Source organism: Acinetobacter sp. ANC_7503 (assembly GCF_056780035.1).
Genome location: NZ_JBWYJA010000001.1, coordinates 43,565 through 58,347 on the forward strand (window position 1 = coordinate 43,565; position 14,783 = coordinate 58,347).

16 protein-coding genes are annotated in these 14,783 nt (G+C 35.9%); 7 read left to right on the forward strand and 9 right to left on the reverse strand.

Annotated elements, in window-relative coordinates; all coding sequences use genetic code 11:
* Positions 1–55: 55 nt before the first annotated feature.
* Both AC1M9M_RS00175 and AC1M9M_RS00180 read left to right on the forward strand, forming a co-directional pair.
* Complete coding sequence (locus AC1M9M_RS00175; RefSeq protein WP_481595275.1) at positions 56–1,534, forward strand: phospholipase D family protein; 1,479 nt, start codon at positions 56–58, stop codon at positions 1,532–1,534.
* Between the two features lie 90 nt (positions 1,535–1,624).
* Positions 1,625–2,062, forward strand: coding sequence for a hypothetical protein (locus tag AC1M9M_RS00180; RefSeq protein WP_481595276.1), 438 nt, complete (start codon positions 1,625–1,627; stop codon positions 2,060–2,062).
* Positions 2,063–2,091: 29 nt separating this feature from the next.
* Here the strand turns inward: AC1M9M_RS00180 and AC1M9M_RS00185 are convergent, their stop codons facing one another.
* Positions 2,092–2,679: a uracil-DNA glycosylase family protein gene (locus tag AC1M9M_RS00185; protein WP_481587908.1), complete on the reverse strand. Its 588-nt coding sequence runs from the start codon at positions 2,677–2,679 to the stop codon at positions 2,092–2,094.
* Between the two features lie 13 nt (positions 2,680–2,692).
* Positions 2,693–3,415, reverse strand: a complete 723-nt coding sequence (locus AC1M9M_RS00190) for an SGNH/GDSL hydrolase family protein (protein ID WP_481587907.1) — start codon at positions 3,413–3,415, stop codon at positions 2,693–2,695.
* A gap of 147 nt (positions 3,416–3,562) precedes the next feature.
* Between AC1M9M_RS00190 and AC1M9M_RS00195 the strand changes: the two genes are divergently transcribed.
* Entirely contained in the window at positions 3,563–4,939 is a 1,377-nt protein-coding gene (locus AC1M9M_RS00195; RefSeq protein WP_481595277.1) for an alpha/beta hydrolase-fold protein, read from the forward strand.
* Positions 4,940–4,963: 24 nt separating this feature from the next.
* Here AC1M9M_RS00195 and AC1M9M_RS00200 read toward each other — a convergent pair whose 3' ends face one another.
* Genes AC1M9M_RS00200 through AC1M9M_RS00215 form a run of 4 tightly spaced genes read right to left on the reverse strand, consistent with a single transcriptional unit; the run spans position 4,964 to position 8,824 of the window.
* On the reverse strand, positions 4,964–5,707 hold the full coding sequence (locus tag AC1M9M_RS00200; RefSeq protein WP_179997992.1) for an SDR family oxidoreductase: 744 nt from the start codon (positions 5,705–5,707) through the stop codon (positions 4,964–4,966).
* 31 nt (positions 5,708–5,738) lie between these two features.
* Positions 5,739–6,437, reverse strand: coding sequence for a histidine phosphatase family protein (locus AC1M9M_RS00205; RefSeq protein ID WP_481595278.1), 699 nt, complete (start codon positions 6,435–6,437; stop codon positions 5,739–5,741).
* Positions 6,434–7,555, reverse strand: a complete 1,122-nt coding sequence (locus AC1M9M_RS00210) for a phosphotransferase family protein (RefSeq protein WP_180027838.1) — start codon at positions 7,553–7,555, stop codon at positions 6,434–6,436. Before AC1M9M_RS00210 ends, AC1M9M_RS00205 begins: the two co-directional genes overlap by 4 nt.
* Positions 7,556–7,582: 27 nt before the next feature.
* A complete protein-coding gene (locus tag AC1M9M_RS00215) occupies positions 7,583–8,824 on the reverse strand; it encodes an acyl-CoA dehydrogenase family protein (RefSeq protein ID WP_481595279.1) in 1,242 nt (413 codons plus the stop codon).
* A gap of 89 nt (positions 8,825–8,913) precedes the next feature.
* Here AC1M9M_RS00215 and AC1M9M_RS00220 point away from each other — a divergent pair, with 89 nt between their 5' ends.
* The 4 genes from AC1M9M_RS00220 (at position 8,914) to AC1M9M_RS00235 (ending at position 12,244) form a co-directional block, all read left to right on the forward strand.
* Positions 8,914–9,828, forward strand: coding sequence for a LysR family transcriptional regulator (locus AC1M9M_RS00220; protein WP_481588128.1), 915 nt, complete (start codon positions 8,914–8,916; stop codon positions 9,826–9,828).
* Between the two features lie 106 nt (positions 9,829–9,934).
* Positions 9,935–10,489 carry a thermonuclease family protein gene (locus AC1M9M_RS00225; protein ID WP_481595280.1) on the forward strand — a complete coding sequence of 185 codons (555 nt, stop codon included), beginning with the start codon at positions 9,935–9,937 and terminating at the stop codon, positions 10,487–10,489.
* A gap of 100 nt (positions 10,490–10,589) precedes the next feature.
* On the forward strand, positions 10,590–11,039 hold the full coding sequence (locus tag AC1M9M_RS00230) for a MarR family winged helix-turn-helix transcriptional regulator (RefSeq protein WP_179997997.1): 450 nt from the start codon (positions 10,590–10,592) through the stop codon (positions 11,037–11,039).
* On the forward strand, positions 11,036–12,244 hold the full coding sequence (locus tag AC1M9M_RS00235; RefSeq protein ID WP_481595281.1) for an MFS transporter: 1,209 nt from the start codon (positions 11,036–11,038) through the stop codon (positions 12,242–12,244). The genes AC1M9M_RS00230 and AC1M9M_RS00235 overlap by 4 nt, the downstream gene beginning before the upstream one ends.
* 49 nt (positions 12,245–12,293) lie before the next feature.
* On the opposite strand, the gene AC1M9M_RS00240 is transcribed toward AC1M9M_RS00235, so the two are convergent.
* The 3 genes from AC1M9M_RS00240 to AC1M9M_RS00250 form a co-directional block, all read right to left on the reverse strand.
* On the reverse strand, positions 12,294–12,896 hold the full coding sequence (locus tag AC1M9M_RS00240; protein WP_481595282.1) for a nitroreductase family protein: 603 nt from the start codon (positions 12,894–12,896) through the stop codon (positions 12,294–12,296).
* Between the two features lie 245 nt (positions 12,897–13,141).
* Positions 13,142–13,633, reverse strand: coding sequence for a hypothetical protein (locus AC1M9M_RS00245; protein ID WP_481595283.1), 492 nt, complete (start codon positions 13,631–13,633; stop codon positions 13,142–13,144).
* A gap of 142 nt (positions 13,634–13,775) precedes the next feature.
* On the reverse strand, positions 13,776–14,714 hold the full coding sequence (locus AC1M9M_RS00250) for a DUF4760 domain-containing protein (protein ID WP_481595284.1): 939 nt from the start codon (positions 14,712–14,714) through the stop codon (positions 13,776–13,778).
* Positions 14,715–14,783 lie beyond the last annotated feature (69 nt).

Sequence of the window (14,783 nt, forward strand, 5' to 3'; positions counted from 1 at the left end):
GCGACATATATTATGTTTACTCACATTCTTTATTTTAACTGGATGTAATTTGGCGATGAATACAAGTATAAAACAAGCCCCAATCCAACCTCATACCACACATTGGCTCAGCAATACACCAGAAACAAGACGCAATATTGAACAAGGTTTAACTGCATTTTTACCACTTCATGATCCTTTTATGAGTATGGCTTCACGTGTTCATTTAATACGTGAAGCAAAACATACGATCGATTTACAGTACTATATCTGGGAAAATGATGTGATAGGTCAGCATTTATTGTCTGACCTACTCAAAGCAGCTGATCGTAATGTTAAGGTTCGACTGTTAATTGATGATCAAAATGGCACTCAACTAGACTCGACCTTAAGCGCATTGTCTGAACATCCTAATATCGAAATTAAGCTATTCAATCCCTACAAATTTCGCAGCTTTAGAGTTTTGGATTATGTGTTTCGCTTTAATAAAGTCAATCATAGAATGCATAACAAACTGATTATTGCTGACGGAGCGATTGCTGTTACTGGGGGGCGTAATATTAGTAATGAATATTTTGATGCCAGTGACAATTTTCAATTCGCGGATATGGATATTTTATTTGCAGGTCAATCAGTTTCAGCCGCAAACACGGTGTTTCACCAATTTTGGAATGATGAGCTGAGTTATGATATTAAGCAAATAATTCCTGAGTCTCAAAAAGAATTAGCGTATTTAAGATCGCATTATTCAACCAAGCAAAATTTTCAAGGTGCTGAAACTAAAAAACGTATTGATCAAGCAGAACGTTTTTTAGAAGAAAATTTAAAAAAACATCCTATTCGTTGGTCTAAAGCTCATTTTGTTGCAGACAGCCCCAATAAAATCAGAGCGAAAGCTCAATCTCATGAACTGCTGTTTAATCAGTTCAAATCCATTATGGGGAAACCTGCTCAAGAAATAAACTTGGTGTCTGCCTATTTTGTTCCTACTGTTCATGGTGAGTCTTTCCTCAAACAATTGAGTGAGCAGAATGTCAAAGTTCGAGTTTTAACAAACTCATATTTGGCAAATGATGTCCCGATTGTTCATGCATTTTATCAAAAATATCGAACCCCACTCTTAAGGTCAGATGTAAAACTTTACGAGTTTAAACCTTATATTGAACGGTCTGATCGGACTTGGTATGAAATTATGACGGGTAATGTTATTCCTGCGAAAGGAAAAAATGCGTCGCGTCTTCATGCTAAATTTTTTACTGTAGATGATAAAGTTTTTATTGGAACATTCAATTTTGATCCACGTTCAGCGTATTTGAATACTGAACTTGGACTGATCATTGAGTCAGCCGATTTTAAAACAGAGATATCTCAATCTTTAGATGAAAATCTTCCCAAAGTTGCCTATCAACTACATTTGGATGCACATCAAAACTTAAGATGGGAAGAACAACGAGGTGAAGAAAAGTTAATACATGATCATGACCCTGAAACGACTCGTTTTCAGAGATTTATGTTCAAGTCTTTGTCCTATCTCCCAATCGAATGGATGATGTAAATTCTTTGTTGTGACTGGTTTGTACAACCAGGATAAATTGCATTATTATTCACGTTTTATTTTTTGAACCCTTGGTTCTACTCTACTCCCATGCAATTTTTTGACCTTAGTCGACAGTATAATCTGAACGACATACTCACCCCTTTTTTATCACTTGAAGATTTATCTCAGCATGAATGGTATTTAGCTAAAATTAGTGTTGATTATGATTGCCTTACTGATGAAGACTTAGTTGAAGGTTCTATCACGTTAAAATCTAACCATAATGTTCAAATTGAATTGGCTTGGTTAATTTTAGACAATGGTCATGAGTTACAAGTTTTTTTCAAAGGCATTGAAACCTCTGTCTCAGAACAAACGCTCGTGATTGTGAAGGGTGCCCGCTTAGTTGATGAAGAAGGACAAGAATTATCTGCTCAAGCATTATCTTTATGGATTGATGGTACTCTACTCAATATGCTTCCACATATTCGTAAAGAAATTAAATCACGTTTAAACTTGTGGGATTATGTAGATTATGATGTGTAATAAGCATCTCGATTGACTTTAACAGGTTGTTAAATTAATCCAATTGACTGGAAAAGTTCACGATAGTATTCGGCTTTCTTTTCAAGAGCTAAAGGATAAGCTCTTGAAGAAGATGGCATACGATGAATTCGGATATCTTTGTTATCAAATTGCAGATCCACGACTGTACCCATTTTAACTTTAGTGTGTACAGACGCATTCATTGACTTTAATAAGGTCTCAGTTGCTTTATCACCTGTGGTCATAATATCTCGACAATATGGAATTTTTTTAAGCAATAGAAACATATCTGTCGGTGTAACGATTTCTAGAAATTGATCTGAGGCATTGTCTTTCAAACGCCGTACTTGATAGGCTGTATCAAATATTGCAATGCCCAACTCATTTAGAAAATCTTTCAGCATTTGCTCTTTGAATTGTTTATTTTCACGGTCTAGAAAATAATGAGAGTCTTGAAAAAAGATCAACCCATATATTTTCCACATATCATTTTGAAAATTCGGATAATAAAAATCCATTTTCCATCTTGCTTTCGGCGGAGGAAAACTGCCAAGCATGAGCAATTTGGCTTGTTGAGGTACAAATGGCTCAAGTGGATGTGTTTCGATATCACTCATATCAAATTTCGGTCTAACTTTTCGATCTACAGTGATTTTGAATAATCGAACTAATTTTTTTTGCCCAAAGCTGATAGATTTCTTTACTTGGATGAAATCCATCCTCAGCCATCTTCAAATTGAGTTGTTTATACTCATCCAAATCATATTTAACCAATTCAAATTTTGGTTGTGGTTCAATCCAATTTTCCAATTCAACATTCATTTGATGGGCATATTTTCCAAACAACCAAGCTAAAGGATTTGGTAATGCAGGAAACTCATTCATCGGTGGAACTCCAGTCGCGATAATGAGCTTGGGTGAAAATTTCTCAGCGATCAGTGAATATAATTGTTCTTGTAGGCAGATCCATTTTTGTGGTGAGATGAGCTGTGTTACATCATTGACCCCTATCGAAGTTACTACAATATCAAACTGATCGTTATTAATAGCCTGTATAGTTCGAATTACATCTGAAGTACGATTTCCAGTTTTTGCAATTAATGACCAGCGAATTTGAAAATGATCTCTTAATTCTTGTAACAATGTTCCGCTTAGCGCATCTTCTTGAAATTGCACACCCACACCAGCAGCAGCTGAATCACCTAAAATTAAAATTGATATTTGAGGGCCATTACCAACCAAACCATTTCTTTCCCCCAAAGCTTCTGCTAAACGAGGTGTATTTTTCTTGACTTGGTAACCTTGCACAAGTAAAGCTGGAATGAGTGCGATTGTCGCTAATTTAAGAAACATGTATTTGATTTTAGGTTTTGATATTTCCTATTTTAAACGATTTTTTGATATTTTCATTGCTATTTATTATTGAAAATAATTATCATTTACATAATTAATTCAAAGCTAAAATCCATGAATCATCCTATCAAATTTTTTTGTATATTGATGTTAGTGAGTTCCGCAGTAAGTGCTGATCTCTCTGTAAATCATTCATTACAAGTCAGCACTCAATCCTATGCCCCTGTATGTGAGGATATGGATGCTAAAAGTAAGGTGCTTCAACAAATCCAAAAACAGATTCAGATGTATCCTGATCAAAAAAATCATCTCCTCGATCAATTTTGGTCGGAAATTCGTAAAAATCGAACCCCAATAATTGAAGATTTTAATGAAACACACCAACGTGTCATTTATTTATATCGTGGTGCAAAACACAATGTGCGATTAATCGGTGGTCCGAGTAATGATCATGAGTGGTTAACTCGACTTAAAGGTACTGATATTTGGTTTAAAGAAAGTATTGTCGATTCAAGATTTATCGGAAGTTATAGTTTTGCTGTGGATTCACCGAATATCGATGGATATTTATCAAATTACTGTCCACATTTAAACCCAAATTTAAAAGAATCACGAGATCAGCGTCGATCTATTTTAAAGGTACAACAACTCGACCCTTTCAATCCTCATAAGTGGTTTGATTCTAAAAACATTGCCTTAAAAACGAATACCACGCTGAGGAATGAAAATATCGCAAAACTCAGTCGAGCGCCCAATTTTATTGATCCAACTCAAATGGCTGAAAAAAGTGAAAAACAATTAACTTCTTCCGTGTTGAAAAGTAAAGTTTTGGGAAATGATCGTCTTATTCAGATTTATGCAACTCCACCTCAAGTCGGAAAATCATATATCACTCTGATTTTTTTTGATGGTGAACAATATGCGCATTTAGTTAAAGTTCCCCAGATATTAGATCAGTTGGTTGAACAACAGCAACTCCCACCTATACAGGCTGTTTTTGTTGGACACCCAAATGATCAATTACGTGCTAAAGAACTTAGCCCCAATCCAGAATACACACAGTTTTTTCAAGAAGAATTATTGCCTTGGATGAGTCAACATTTGCCCAACCAACGTGATCACAACAAAACAGTCTTATTGGGTTCAAGTTTAGGTGGTCTGAGTTCTGCTTATTTGGCGTTAAAAACATCCAATGATATTAGTCACGTCGTGTCACTTTCTGGTTCATTTTGGTGGAAATCTGATCCAAACGATACAATCAATGGTATGAGTAAACTGATCAGAGCTTCAACATTAGACAATACAAAGAAACTCAATTGGTATATTTCAGCCAATAGCTATGAATATTCGAGACAAAATAATAGCTTAAGCATTCTAGAAACCTCTCCGATTGTCGCTCAGGATTTAATCGATCAGGGACACAATGTTCACTATCAAGAATATATAGGCGGACATTCATATGCCGTTTGGCAAATCGTCATACAAGATGCTTTGAAATATTTCTTTAAAAATAAATCCCACTAAATGTGGGATTTATAAGACGTTCTTTTAACTCAGCTTATTGACGAGCTGAAGCGGTAAAACCTTCATTGCAAAACCCAATGGCAACCATGGCCACTTTGGTACATATGCTTTGACTGGTTGCTTTTCGATTGCTTCAGCTAATAGTCGTGATCCTGTGGCTTGATCGACCTCAAAAGGTAATTTTCCAGCACCTTCATTAATTTCAGTTCGAATGTAACCAGGATAAATCGTTGAAACTTTAATTGGTGTTCCAAGAAGTTCAGCCCGAATCCCTTCGGCTAAATGCGCAATTCCCGCTTTACTGGCAGCATAAGCTGTAAGATGTTTTGGCATACCACGCAAAGCACTCATCGACGAAATTACAACTAAATGTCCTGAATTTTGAGATCTAAAAATTTCGACCGCTGCTTCACATTGTGCCATCGCAGAAATAAAATTAGTTTCAACTGTTGCTTTATTAATCGCGAAATTACCTTTACCGATACGACGTCCTTCGCCCACACCAGCGTTGACTATCACTCGATCGATAGTGCCTAGCTCATCTTTAAACTCTTTAAATACACGGAAGACTTGCTCATCATCCGTGACATCCAATACCTTCGCACTTACTTTTACCTGATAGCGTTGTTCTATTTCATCTTTTAAAGCATACAACCTTTCTAAACGACGTGCACAGATCGCTAGGTTATATCCTTTTTTTGCAAACTCTTGTGCCATCCCAGCACCGATACCTGAGCTTGCACCTGTAATTAATATAGTTTTGTTCATTCCATTTTCTCTCTATGGCATATAGCCTTGATCAAATCCAAGTGAGCAAATCACGATCTTGTTCTTTTAAATAATGATGTTCATTTAAACTGAGTAATTGTGGTTCTGTACCAACCAATCTCAAGGTGGTAAAACTGGTATTAGTGATTGCCCAGTTCAATGCAAAAGTTTTGTCTGCACTTAAACCAAGTAAATGCCCTGCAACGACAGATATCACACCACCAGACGTATAAACTACGGCATAGCGAGGTTTTTCTGTTTCAAGTTGTATACATAGTTTGTTCAAGCCTTGAAGTACTCTTTGCTGAAATTGAGGCCAGCTTTCATCATAATCATGATGATAATCCCCCTTAGTCCAACGTTGAATTGCACCTTCAAAAATTTTTCCTAAATAGGCACGAGGATCTACCGCTTGACCAACATCTTTTTTAAGTAATGCAGGATCTGCAAAACGTGGTTCATATTTTGCAAACACTTGTTGATGATTGAACTCGTTCCAATGTGGATCGATATCAATCTGACTGTCAGGAAAACACTCTTTCAAAGAGATATCCGCCGTCTGCTGATGACGTTTCATCGAGCCAGCTAATACATAGGGCTGCTCTTGTATTAACTTTTGAAAATATTGTCCCAACACACGTGCTTGAACTTCACCTTTCTGAGAAAGCTGATCATAACTTTCAGCACCAAATGAAGCTTGACCATGTCTGACCAAATATATTGTCGTCATCTTGGCAGAATATCCTGTAATTTTGCGAGATAAGTTTTTGCAATTTCATTCGCTTCAAGCTTTTGTATACCTATGAGTTTTAAAGCACGAATATGTAATGCATGAATCACAATCCAAAAATCCTTAAATGCAGGATTATCCGTTTGTTTATGGTAATAACGATAATAAATTTGTTGTGCTATGACCGCTAATCTAAAGATCCCAAAAACTTCATAGAACGTCCAGTTAGATGGCTTTAGTCCTGTTTTTTCTAGGTAATAATCCACAACTTCTTTACGTGTAAACATGCCTTTAAGATGTGTAGGTTGTCGACGTGTCGATTTAAAGATCATATTGTCGTTTTCTTCAACCCAATATGCTAAGGCTGATCCTAAATCCATAAGTGGATCACCAATTGTCGCCATTTCCCAATCCAACACCCCGATGACCTCAGTAGGCTGTTGAGGATTCAAAATGACATTATCAAAACGCCAATCGTTGTGAATAATACAGTTGGTTGAATCCTCAGGAATATTGTCTTTAAGCCAATTTCGTACAAACTTAAAGGTCGGCACATTGATGGTATGGGCTTTGTCGTAGCGACTGTCCCAACCTTCGACCTGACGACGGCAGTAACCCTCACCTTTTCCAATTTGCTCAAGTGCTGTTCCTTGATAAGGAACTTGGTGCAATTCAATCAATTTGTCTAAAACATTTATACAAAGCTGATGCACATCAAATTCAGTGAGTTTTAGTTCTGGTGGAAGCTTTGCCCTTGGTATAATTCCCTCAATTCGCTGCATCACATAAAAATCGCATCCGAGTACAGATTCATCCTGACATAATGCCAGCATTTTGGGCACGACTGGATATAGATCTTTTAAAGCTTTCTGAACATTATGTTCTCGAACCATATCATGAGCAGATTTGGCTTTGGTTCCTGCGGGTGGTCTTCTTAATATCAGATCTGCATTGCTATATTTTAGCCGGTATGTCCAGTTTGAAGCTCCACCAGAATATTGTGTAACTTCTACAGGCTCAATCACTTCCACACCATTTTGATTTAACCAGTTTGTGACTGAAACGATATCGAGCTCTTCACCACGTCTGACTTGCCCTGCTGTATCTATAACTGACATATTTCTTCCTTAAATCGAGTGCTCATCTTATTGAGAATGACGAGTTGAAAAACCACGTTTCGCAAGTTCCAATTTTGCAATCATGCCTTTATGCACCTCATCTGGCCCATCTGCCAAACGTAATGCACGCGCTTGTGCAAAAAAACCTGTCAATGGCGTATCTCTAGATAGACCTGCACCGCCGTGAATTTGCATTGCCATATCGACAACTTTTTCCAAAACACTAGGTGCAACGACTTTAATTGCAGAGATTTCAGTGAGTGCAGCCATATTGCCCAGTTTATCCATTTTATATGCCGCATATAAGGTCAAAAGACGTGCTTGATCGATGGCAACACGCGCTTCCGCGACTCTTTCCAAATTACCACCAAGTTTCAAAATTTCCTTACCGAATGCTTTTCTTTGCATTCCACGATCAATCATTAATTCCAATGATTTCTCAGCAGCACCGATACAACGCATGCAATGATGAATACGTCCTGGACCAAGTCGCCCCTGTGCAATCTCAAACCCTTGACCTGCTCCACCAATAAAATGAGTGACTGGAACACGAACATTATTAAAGGTTACTTCTCCATGACCGTGTGGCGCATCATAATCACCAAATACAGGTAACATTCTTTCAATTTTTACGCCCTCAGTTTCAACTGGAACTAAAACCATTGAATGTTGTTGATGTCGACCTTTATTTGCGTCTGGTGTATGTGCCATAAATATAATGATTTTTGCATTAGGATCGCCTAAACCCGAAGACCACCATTTGCGTCCATTTAAAACAATTTCGTCTCCCTCAATTACAGCAGTGGCTTGCATGTTCGTCGCATCTGAAGAAGCAACTTCTGGTTCAGTCATGCAAAATACGGATCGAATTTTTCCGTCTAAGAGAGGTTTTAACCATTGCTCTTTTTGTTGTTCTGAGCCATAGCGCCAAATTAACTCCATATTACCGCTATCTGGCGCATTACAATTGAAAACCGTAGGAGCCAATAAACTACGGCCAGTTAACTCAGCAATGTGTGCATATTCTTGAACTGTTAAACCTTGACCAAATTCTGGGTCTGGTAAAAAAAGATTCCACAAATTTTGCGATTTAGCTTTTTGTTTGAGTACTTCAAGTTCTGCTGGCCACATCCATGATGTCCAATCATCACTTGAATTTAATTGATGAGCTTTATGCCAAAATTCTTGTTCTATAGGCTCTATTTCGTCTTGAATAAAGTGTTGTGCTAAATCATAAAAGTGTTTAGCTTTTTCCGTTAATTGAAACATTAATCCCTCGAACTATATTCTCATCACGCTTTACATCAACATAGCTTGAAACCTACTATGAATGAAATGATTTATTTAAATATTACTTTATGAATAGAATTCATCAGGAATCTGTGGATCTGAGCGCTTTTTCACACATTGATATCAATCTATATCCATTATTTATTGCGATATACGAACATCAAAGTATCAGTAAAGCCGCAAATTTGATGTGTATTACACAATCTGCAGCCAGTCACGCTTTACAGCGATTAAGATTACAATTGAAAGATGATCTTTTTATCCGAAGTGGTATAAAGATGGTTGCGACACCCTTTTCACATCAAATTTATCCACGAATAAAAGAAACATTAATCGCAATTCAGCATATCTCGACTCATCATATATCTTTTGATCCACTGACGATTCAATCTATTCGTATAGCAATTCATGATGAAATTGAGCCTTTAATTTTTCCGCAGTTAATTCGTCATTTTCGTGATCTTGGACTGGCGACACGGTTTCAAAGTATCAAATTAGACCGAACTAATTGGGCAAAAGATTTATTGTCACAGCAACTTGATTTAGTGGTCGATCTTCAACAGAAAGTTGATGAGAAAATTTATTTTAACCCTTTAGTGAATGATCGCTTTGTCATATGTGGTTTGACAACCATCGAAAATTTAGAACAATACAAACATGCCCAACATATTGGTGTTTCATCAAGGCATTCTGGTGTGCTTATTGAAGATTTACATTTTAAAAAGTTGAATATTCAACGTGATATTTTTTTACGCTGTCAACACTATTCAACAGCACTACAAATTTTGAAGGAGTATCCTGACACATTGCTAACCTTACCTTTTAGTATTTTAAAAAATTTGAAATTACCTCAAGATTTAAAAATTTCTGAACTTCCTGTTGAATTTCCTTTAATGAAAATGGGAATTTATTGGAACTCACAATTAGCATCACATCAAAAGTTTGAATATTTAATTTCAGAAATTAATAAAATTTTTGCTTAGGCTATTTAGTTGAAAATCTGTGTGAACACCATCTGTTCAATATTGAATCAAACACTCACTTCGAGTTGATTTATCATATTAAGGCTTGTTTTCTCTTGTGTTTTCTATGTTTGATCAACTCCCTGCATCATGGCTTATTGGGCTAGGTGCGATTTTATGCTTATTACTTCTTATCATTTTTAGACAAGTAAGAATTTATCTTCTTCAAGTATTTAAACCTTTTAAAAAAGGAAAAACTTATTGGTGCCGTGTTACAGCGGTGAGTGATGGTGACACCCTCTCCTGCCATCGTTTGAATTTGAGACGTTCTAAAACTAAATTACGCTTTGCTTTTGTAGATGCGCCTGAATCTAATCAAAGTTATGGGCTTGAATCTCAACGTTTAGTTAAGAAAATGGTTCAAGGTAAAATTGTTCGTGTAAAAATCACTGATATTGATCGTTATGGACGTTGCGTAGGTGTGGTCTACCTCTATCGCAAGAATATGAATGAAGAATTAGTGAGGCGTGGTGGTGCGTGGGTTTACGAAGAATACATACGTGATCCAAAGCAATTAAAATATATGATCTCGCTGCAAGATAATGCAAAACGCAATAAACGTGGTCTATGGCGCGGGACCCGTCCTATTCGACCAAGTACTTTTAGAAAACAAAAAAACTAATATTTTCAATACCCTGATTATCAATAAGTTCATTACGCTTGATTCGTCTAATAATTGAGCGTAAATTCAAGCCAACAAACTAGTTAGCTTGGTTAACTATATGCAAAACTCTCCCAAATTCCGTGTCGTATTGCTGCGAAGTGCGCGACTCTTTAGTGACCGTTTAAATGATATCTTGGCTCAATACCAACTGAACTATTCAATGTGGCAGTTGATTTATCATATCTATGATCATGACTCCATCACTTCAATTGATTTGGCTCATGAACTCAATGTTTCGAAACCATCAATTGCAAAACGCATTAATACTTTACATAAATTAGATGTTATTCAGTTTTTAGAATCATCTGATAAACGCCAAAAATTAATTCAATTAACCGAAAAAGGTAGAGATCTTTATCAAATTTGTACAATTCAGATTGATCAATTTGAACAACAGTTTTTGAATCAAGTAAATCCTGAAGACATTGCTCAAAGTGCTGAGACACTTCAACTGTTTTTGTCTATTTTAGAGCGTTATAAAAGCTTAAATATCGTGGAGGAGTTATGAGTACTTCCTCAAATCAAGTTAATCAGCCTCTTTGGACACGTAACTTTATTTTGGTCAGTTTAATTAACTTTCAATTGGTACTGACTTTTTATCTTCTCGTCATTGTCATTGTGGGATTTTCGATAGCAGAACTTGGAGCGACGACGGCGCAGGCTGGTTTAGTATCAGGATTTTTTATTGTGGGTACACTGATTGGTCGTTTATTGGTGGCTAAATTCCTCGTTAAATTCGGTTCTAAAGTCACCATGCTGGTCGGACTCACTGGATTTCTCATATTTTCAGGCTTTTATTTTCTCCATTTAGAGGTTGGAACTTTATTAATCGTTCGATTCTTGCATGGCTTTATGATGGGGGTTGCCTCCACCGTATTTGGCACAATTATCGCTCAAATTATTCCAGCTACTCGTCGTGGTGAAGGTATAGGTTACTACAGTATGAGTAGTACTTTAGGAACTGCAATTGGACCATTTTTGGCAATCTGGCTAATGCTTCATGTCAGTTACAACATTATTTTTGCCCTATCTTCAATCCTTGCAGTTTTATGTTTAATTACAGCTTTATTTATTCAAGTTCCTCAATTGCAACAGGTTTCGTCTATACCTGATCAGGCCCATACTCAAAATAGTTTTCTATCTCAATATATTGAAAAGAGCGCCTTACCCATTGCTCTGATCATGTTGGTAAGCTCCCTCTTTTACTCTGGTGTTCTATCGTTTATTAATTTTTATGCCAAAGAAATTGATCTGGTTGAAGCAGCATCATTTTTCTTTCTCATTTATGCGTTGACGATTCTGCTCTCTCGTCCTATTACGGGACCACTGATGGATAAAAAAGGCGAAAATATAATTATGTATCCGGCCTTTCTCATTATGGCACTTGCATTCTTCTTGTTGAGCCAAGCTAACAGTTCGGGCCTTTTGTTGATTTGCGCAGGATTATTAGGTTTAGGCTACGGTAATATCCAGTCAATTTGCCAAACGATTGCAGTGAAAAGTACTAGTTTGGAACGAATGGGATTTGCAACCTCAACTTATTTTATCTTTTTAGATGCAGGTTTGGGATTCGGTCCTTATTTCTTAGGTTTAGCTTTAGATTTGATCAGTTACCAACAACTCTATTTATATAGTGCTATTGGTACTTTATTTTGCATTGTCTTATATTATGTATTACATGGGAATAAAGTTAGAAATATGAGTATTGCTTAGGCTATTTATGGGTTTAAAAAAAGCACTCCAATGAGTGCTTTTCCATATTTTATTTAAACATTTTAAAACGTGTGGCGTCATCAATACAGCCTTTATCGAAAGCCTCTCCTTCTTTAGATCCAAATACTAATTGTGCGCGTAGTTTCCACGAAGCCGGTACAGCCCATTCAGATTGGACTTGATCATCTACAATCGGATTATAATGTTGAAGGTTTGCACCTAAACCTTCTGTATGCAAAGCTGTCCAAACCGCAAACTGTGCCATTGCTGTTGAATGTTCCGCCCAAATTGGGAAGTTTTCCGCATACGAAGGATATTTCTCTTGTAAGTCAGTGATCGTATCCATTTCTTCGAAAAATAATACAGTGCCTACGCCTGCAGCAAAGCTATCCATTTTTGCAGAAGTTTTTGCTGCACTCGCCTCGTCCTTCGCATATGACTTTAGCTTCTCTTTCACAAAGCCCCAAAACTTTTCATGTTCAGCGTTAAATAAAATTACCGCACGTGAAGATTGAGAGTTAAAAGATGATGGGCTTTGTTTAATCGCATTCTGAATAAGATCTGTTAAGTACTCAGGAGATTGTTCAACTGCTTTTCCTAAAGCATAAATCGTACGGCGTTTTTGAATTAAATCTAAAAATTGATTCGACATTTTCTGAAATCCTTTGGTATTTCCTCGGGGAAATACGATACTCTGACTTTTAATTCATTAGAAATACTTAACATGAGATTAAATATTCAACAAATCAAATATGTTGTAGTGTTACATTAAGCATTTATCAGACCAACATCTATCCATTTTGAACCCTAATTAGAAGATCTGATTTTATTCGTATTTTTTTTACCCAACAGTAAAAAGCCCTCCATAATAGAGGGCTTGTCTTGGCATATGTAAGCTTAAAATTTAGCTTCAAGAACCTGAGCCGATACTTGGTTTTTCCATAGGGAGCGTAAGGTTGGCAAATAGAATTTTTCACCTAACTCCACTAATTCAGCATCAATCGCCGTATGGACTTCATGCATGAACAAATAGTCTAAATCTACCGTATTGAGCTTAGGTTGTTCTTTAGAAAACTTCGCTCTTTTTTGTTGAGCAGTTTTTACTAGCTGATCTGCAAATTCACGATTTTTGAATTGTGTAATGGCATTCAGACGCAGTTCAATCACACCCCAACCTGTCAGTAGCAGTTTGAAGGTTTCAAAATCTTTTGTTGTTGATTCCCATGTCATGTCTTCTAGATTTTCATCTTTAGGTAGAACAGGAAGGAGTAATTCCATAATACTTGGGAAGATTTTTTTAAAGTTAAGAATAAATTTAACAGGATGTTCACCTGGATAATCTTGAAATTGAACATTTTTTTGAACATCTGTTAAATATATATCGAGCATTGAAAATTTCCGTAGATTGGCTGTCTTAAGTCTAAGATAAGAACTTTGATACAACAGCAATTAAAAGCAATGTGTATTTTAACAATTGTGACGAGTTAATCAATCTCATAATAATTACATGACTATGTGATGAAGTTTTTACTTATTTTTTTAATGTTTTGCAGTTATCGCATAATAAATCTTCCTCTGTTGTATATTTCGTTAATTTCTCTATTAATCTCATGATAGCTATCATTATTAGCCACCCTGAGCCCGTTAAAATTGTTAATGTAATGTTCCGAAGATTATTAAATTTATGTTTCTTTCTATTATGAACTTCATCATCAATACCTTGCTTACAATTGATACATTCTGGTTTTTTGTTCTCTTCCCACCTTTTATGCAAAATTTCGAGTTGATTGTAAATTTTAGGACTATCAATCTCTCTTAAATATTCAATTACAGGTTGGAAGAGGTTGTAATTAGCTTTAAGTATTGATTTGAAACTACTTTTTATTAAGTCTTCATCTAAGTTGTTATGTCTGATTCCAATTGCTACAAATTCCAAAAAATTTAATAAATATGTTACAGCCGATTTTTCCTCATCTTCCAATGAATTAAATTTTTCTCTAGTCAATTGCACTTTATCTTTCGACTCTACGTTTTGATCCTTCCCCAAATTCCTTCTTATTTTGGTTGCAATATCAACCTTAGCAATATACGCAGTAGAATTCCTACTATTCATCAATACTTGTACTGAATGACTTCTTATAGTGTTTATAATTTGCACCCTTGAAGTAAAAATCCAACCAAAAACGGCAGCTATAGCTGCTAAAACCGTAACTAATGCTGTCGTTTTAAACTGCCCATCTGTATTTTCTATATCAAAATTTAGAAATTTATAATCTTCAAAAAAACTTTTCCAAATTAATATTTCTACAAACGTGATACCTAATAAAATTAAGATGAGAAGGAGTTGATTACTACTTCTAATCTTAATAAAGAAATTATCTCTACGATAAATATAAAAATAAGCAATTACAGTGACATATGGAATAATCAAAAGATAAGTATAAAAGTAATTCAATTTTATTTTACTCAAAAATAAAGCACCCTAATGGATGCTTTATTACACAAATTTAAATGAGTCTCAACCTAATCCATAGCCTTC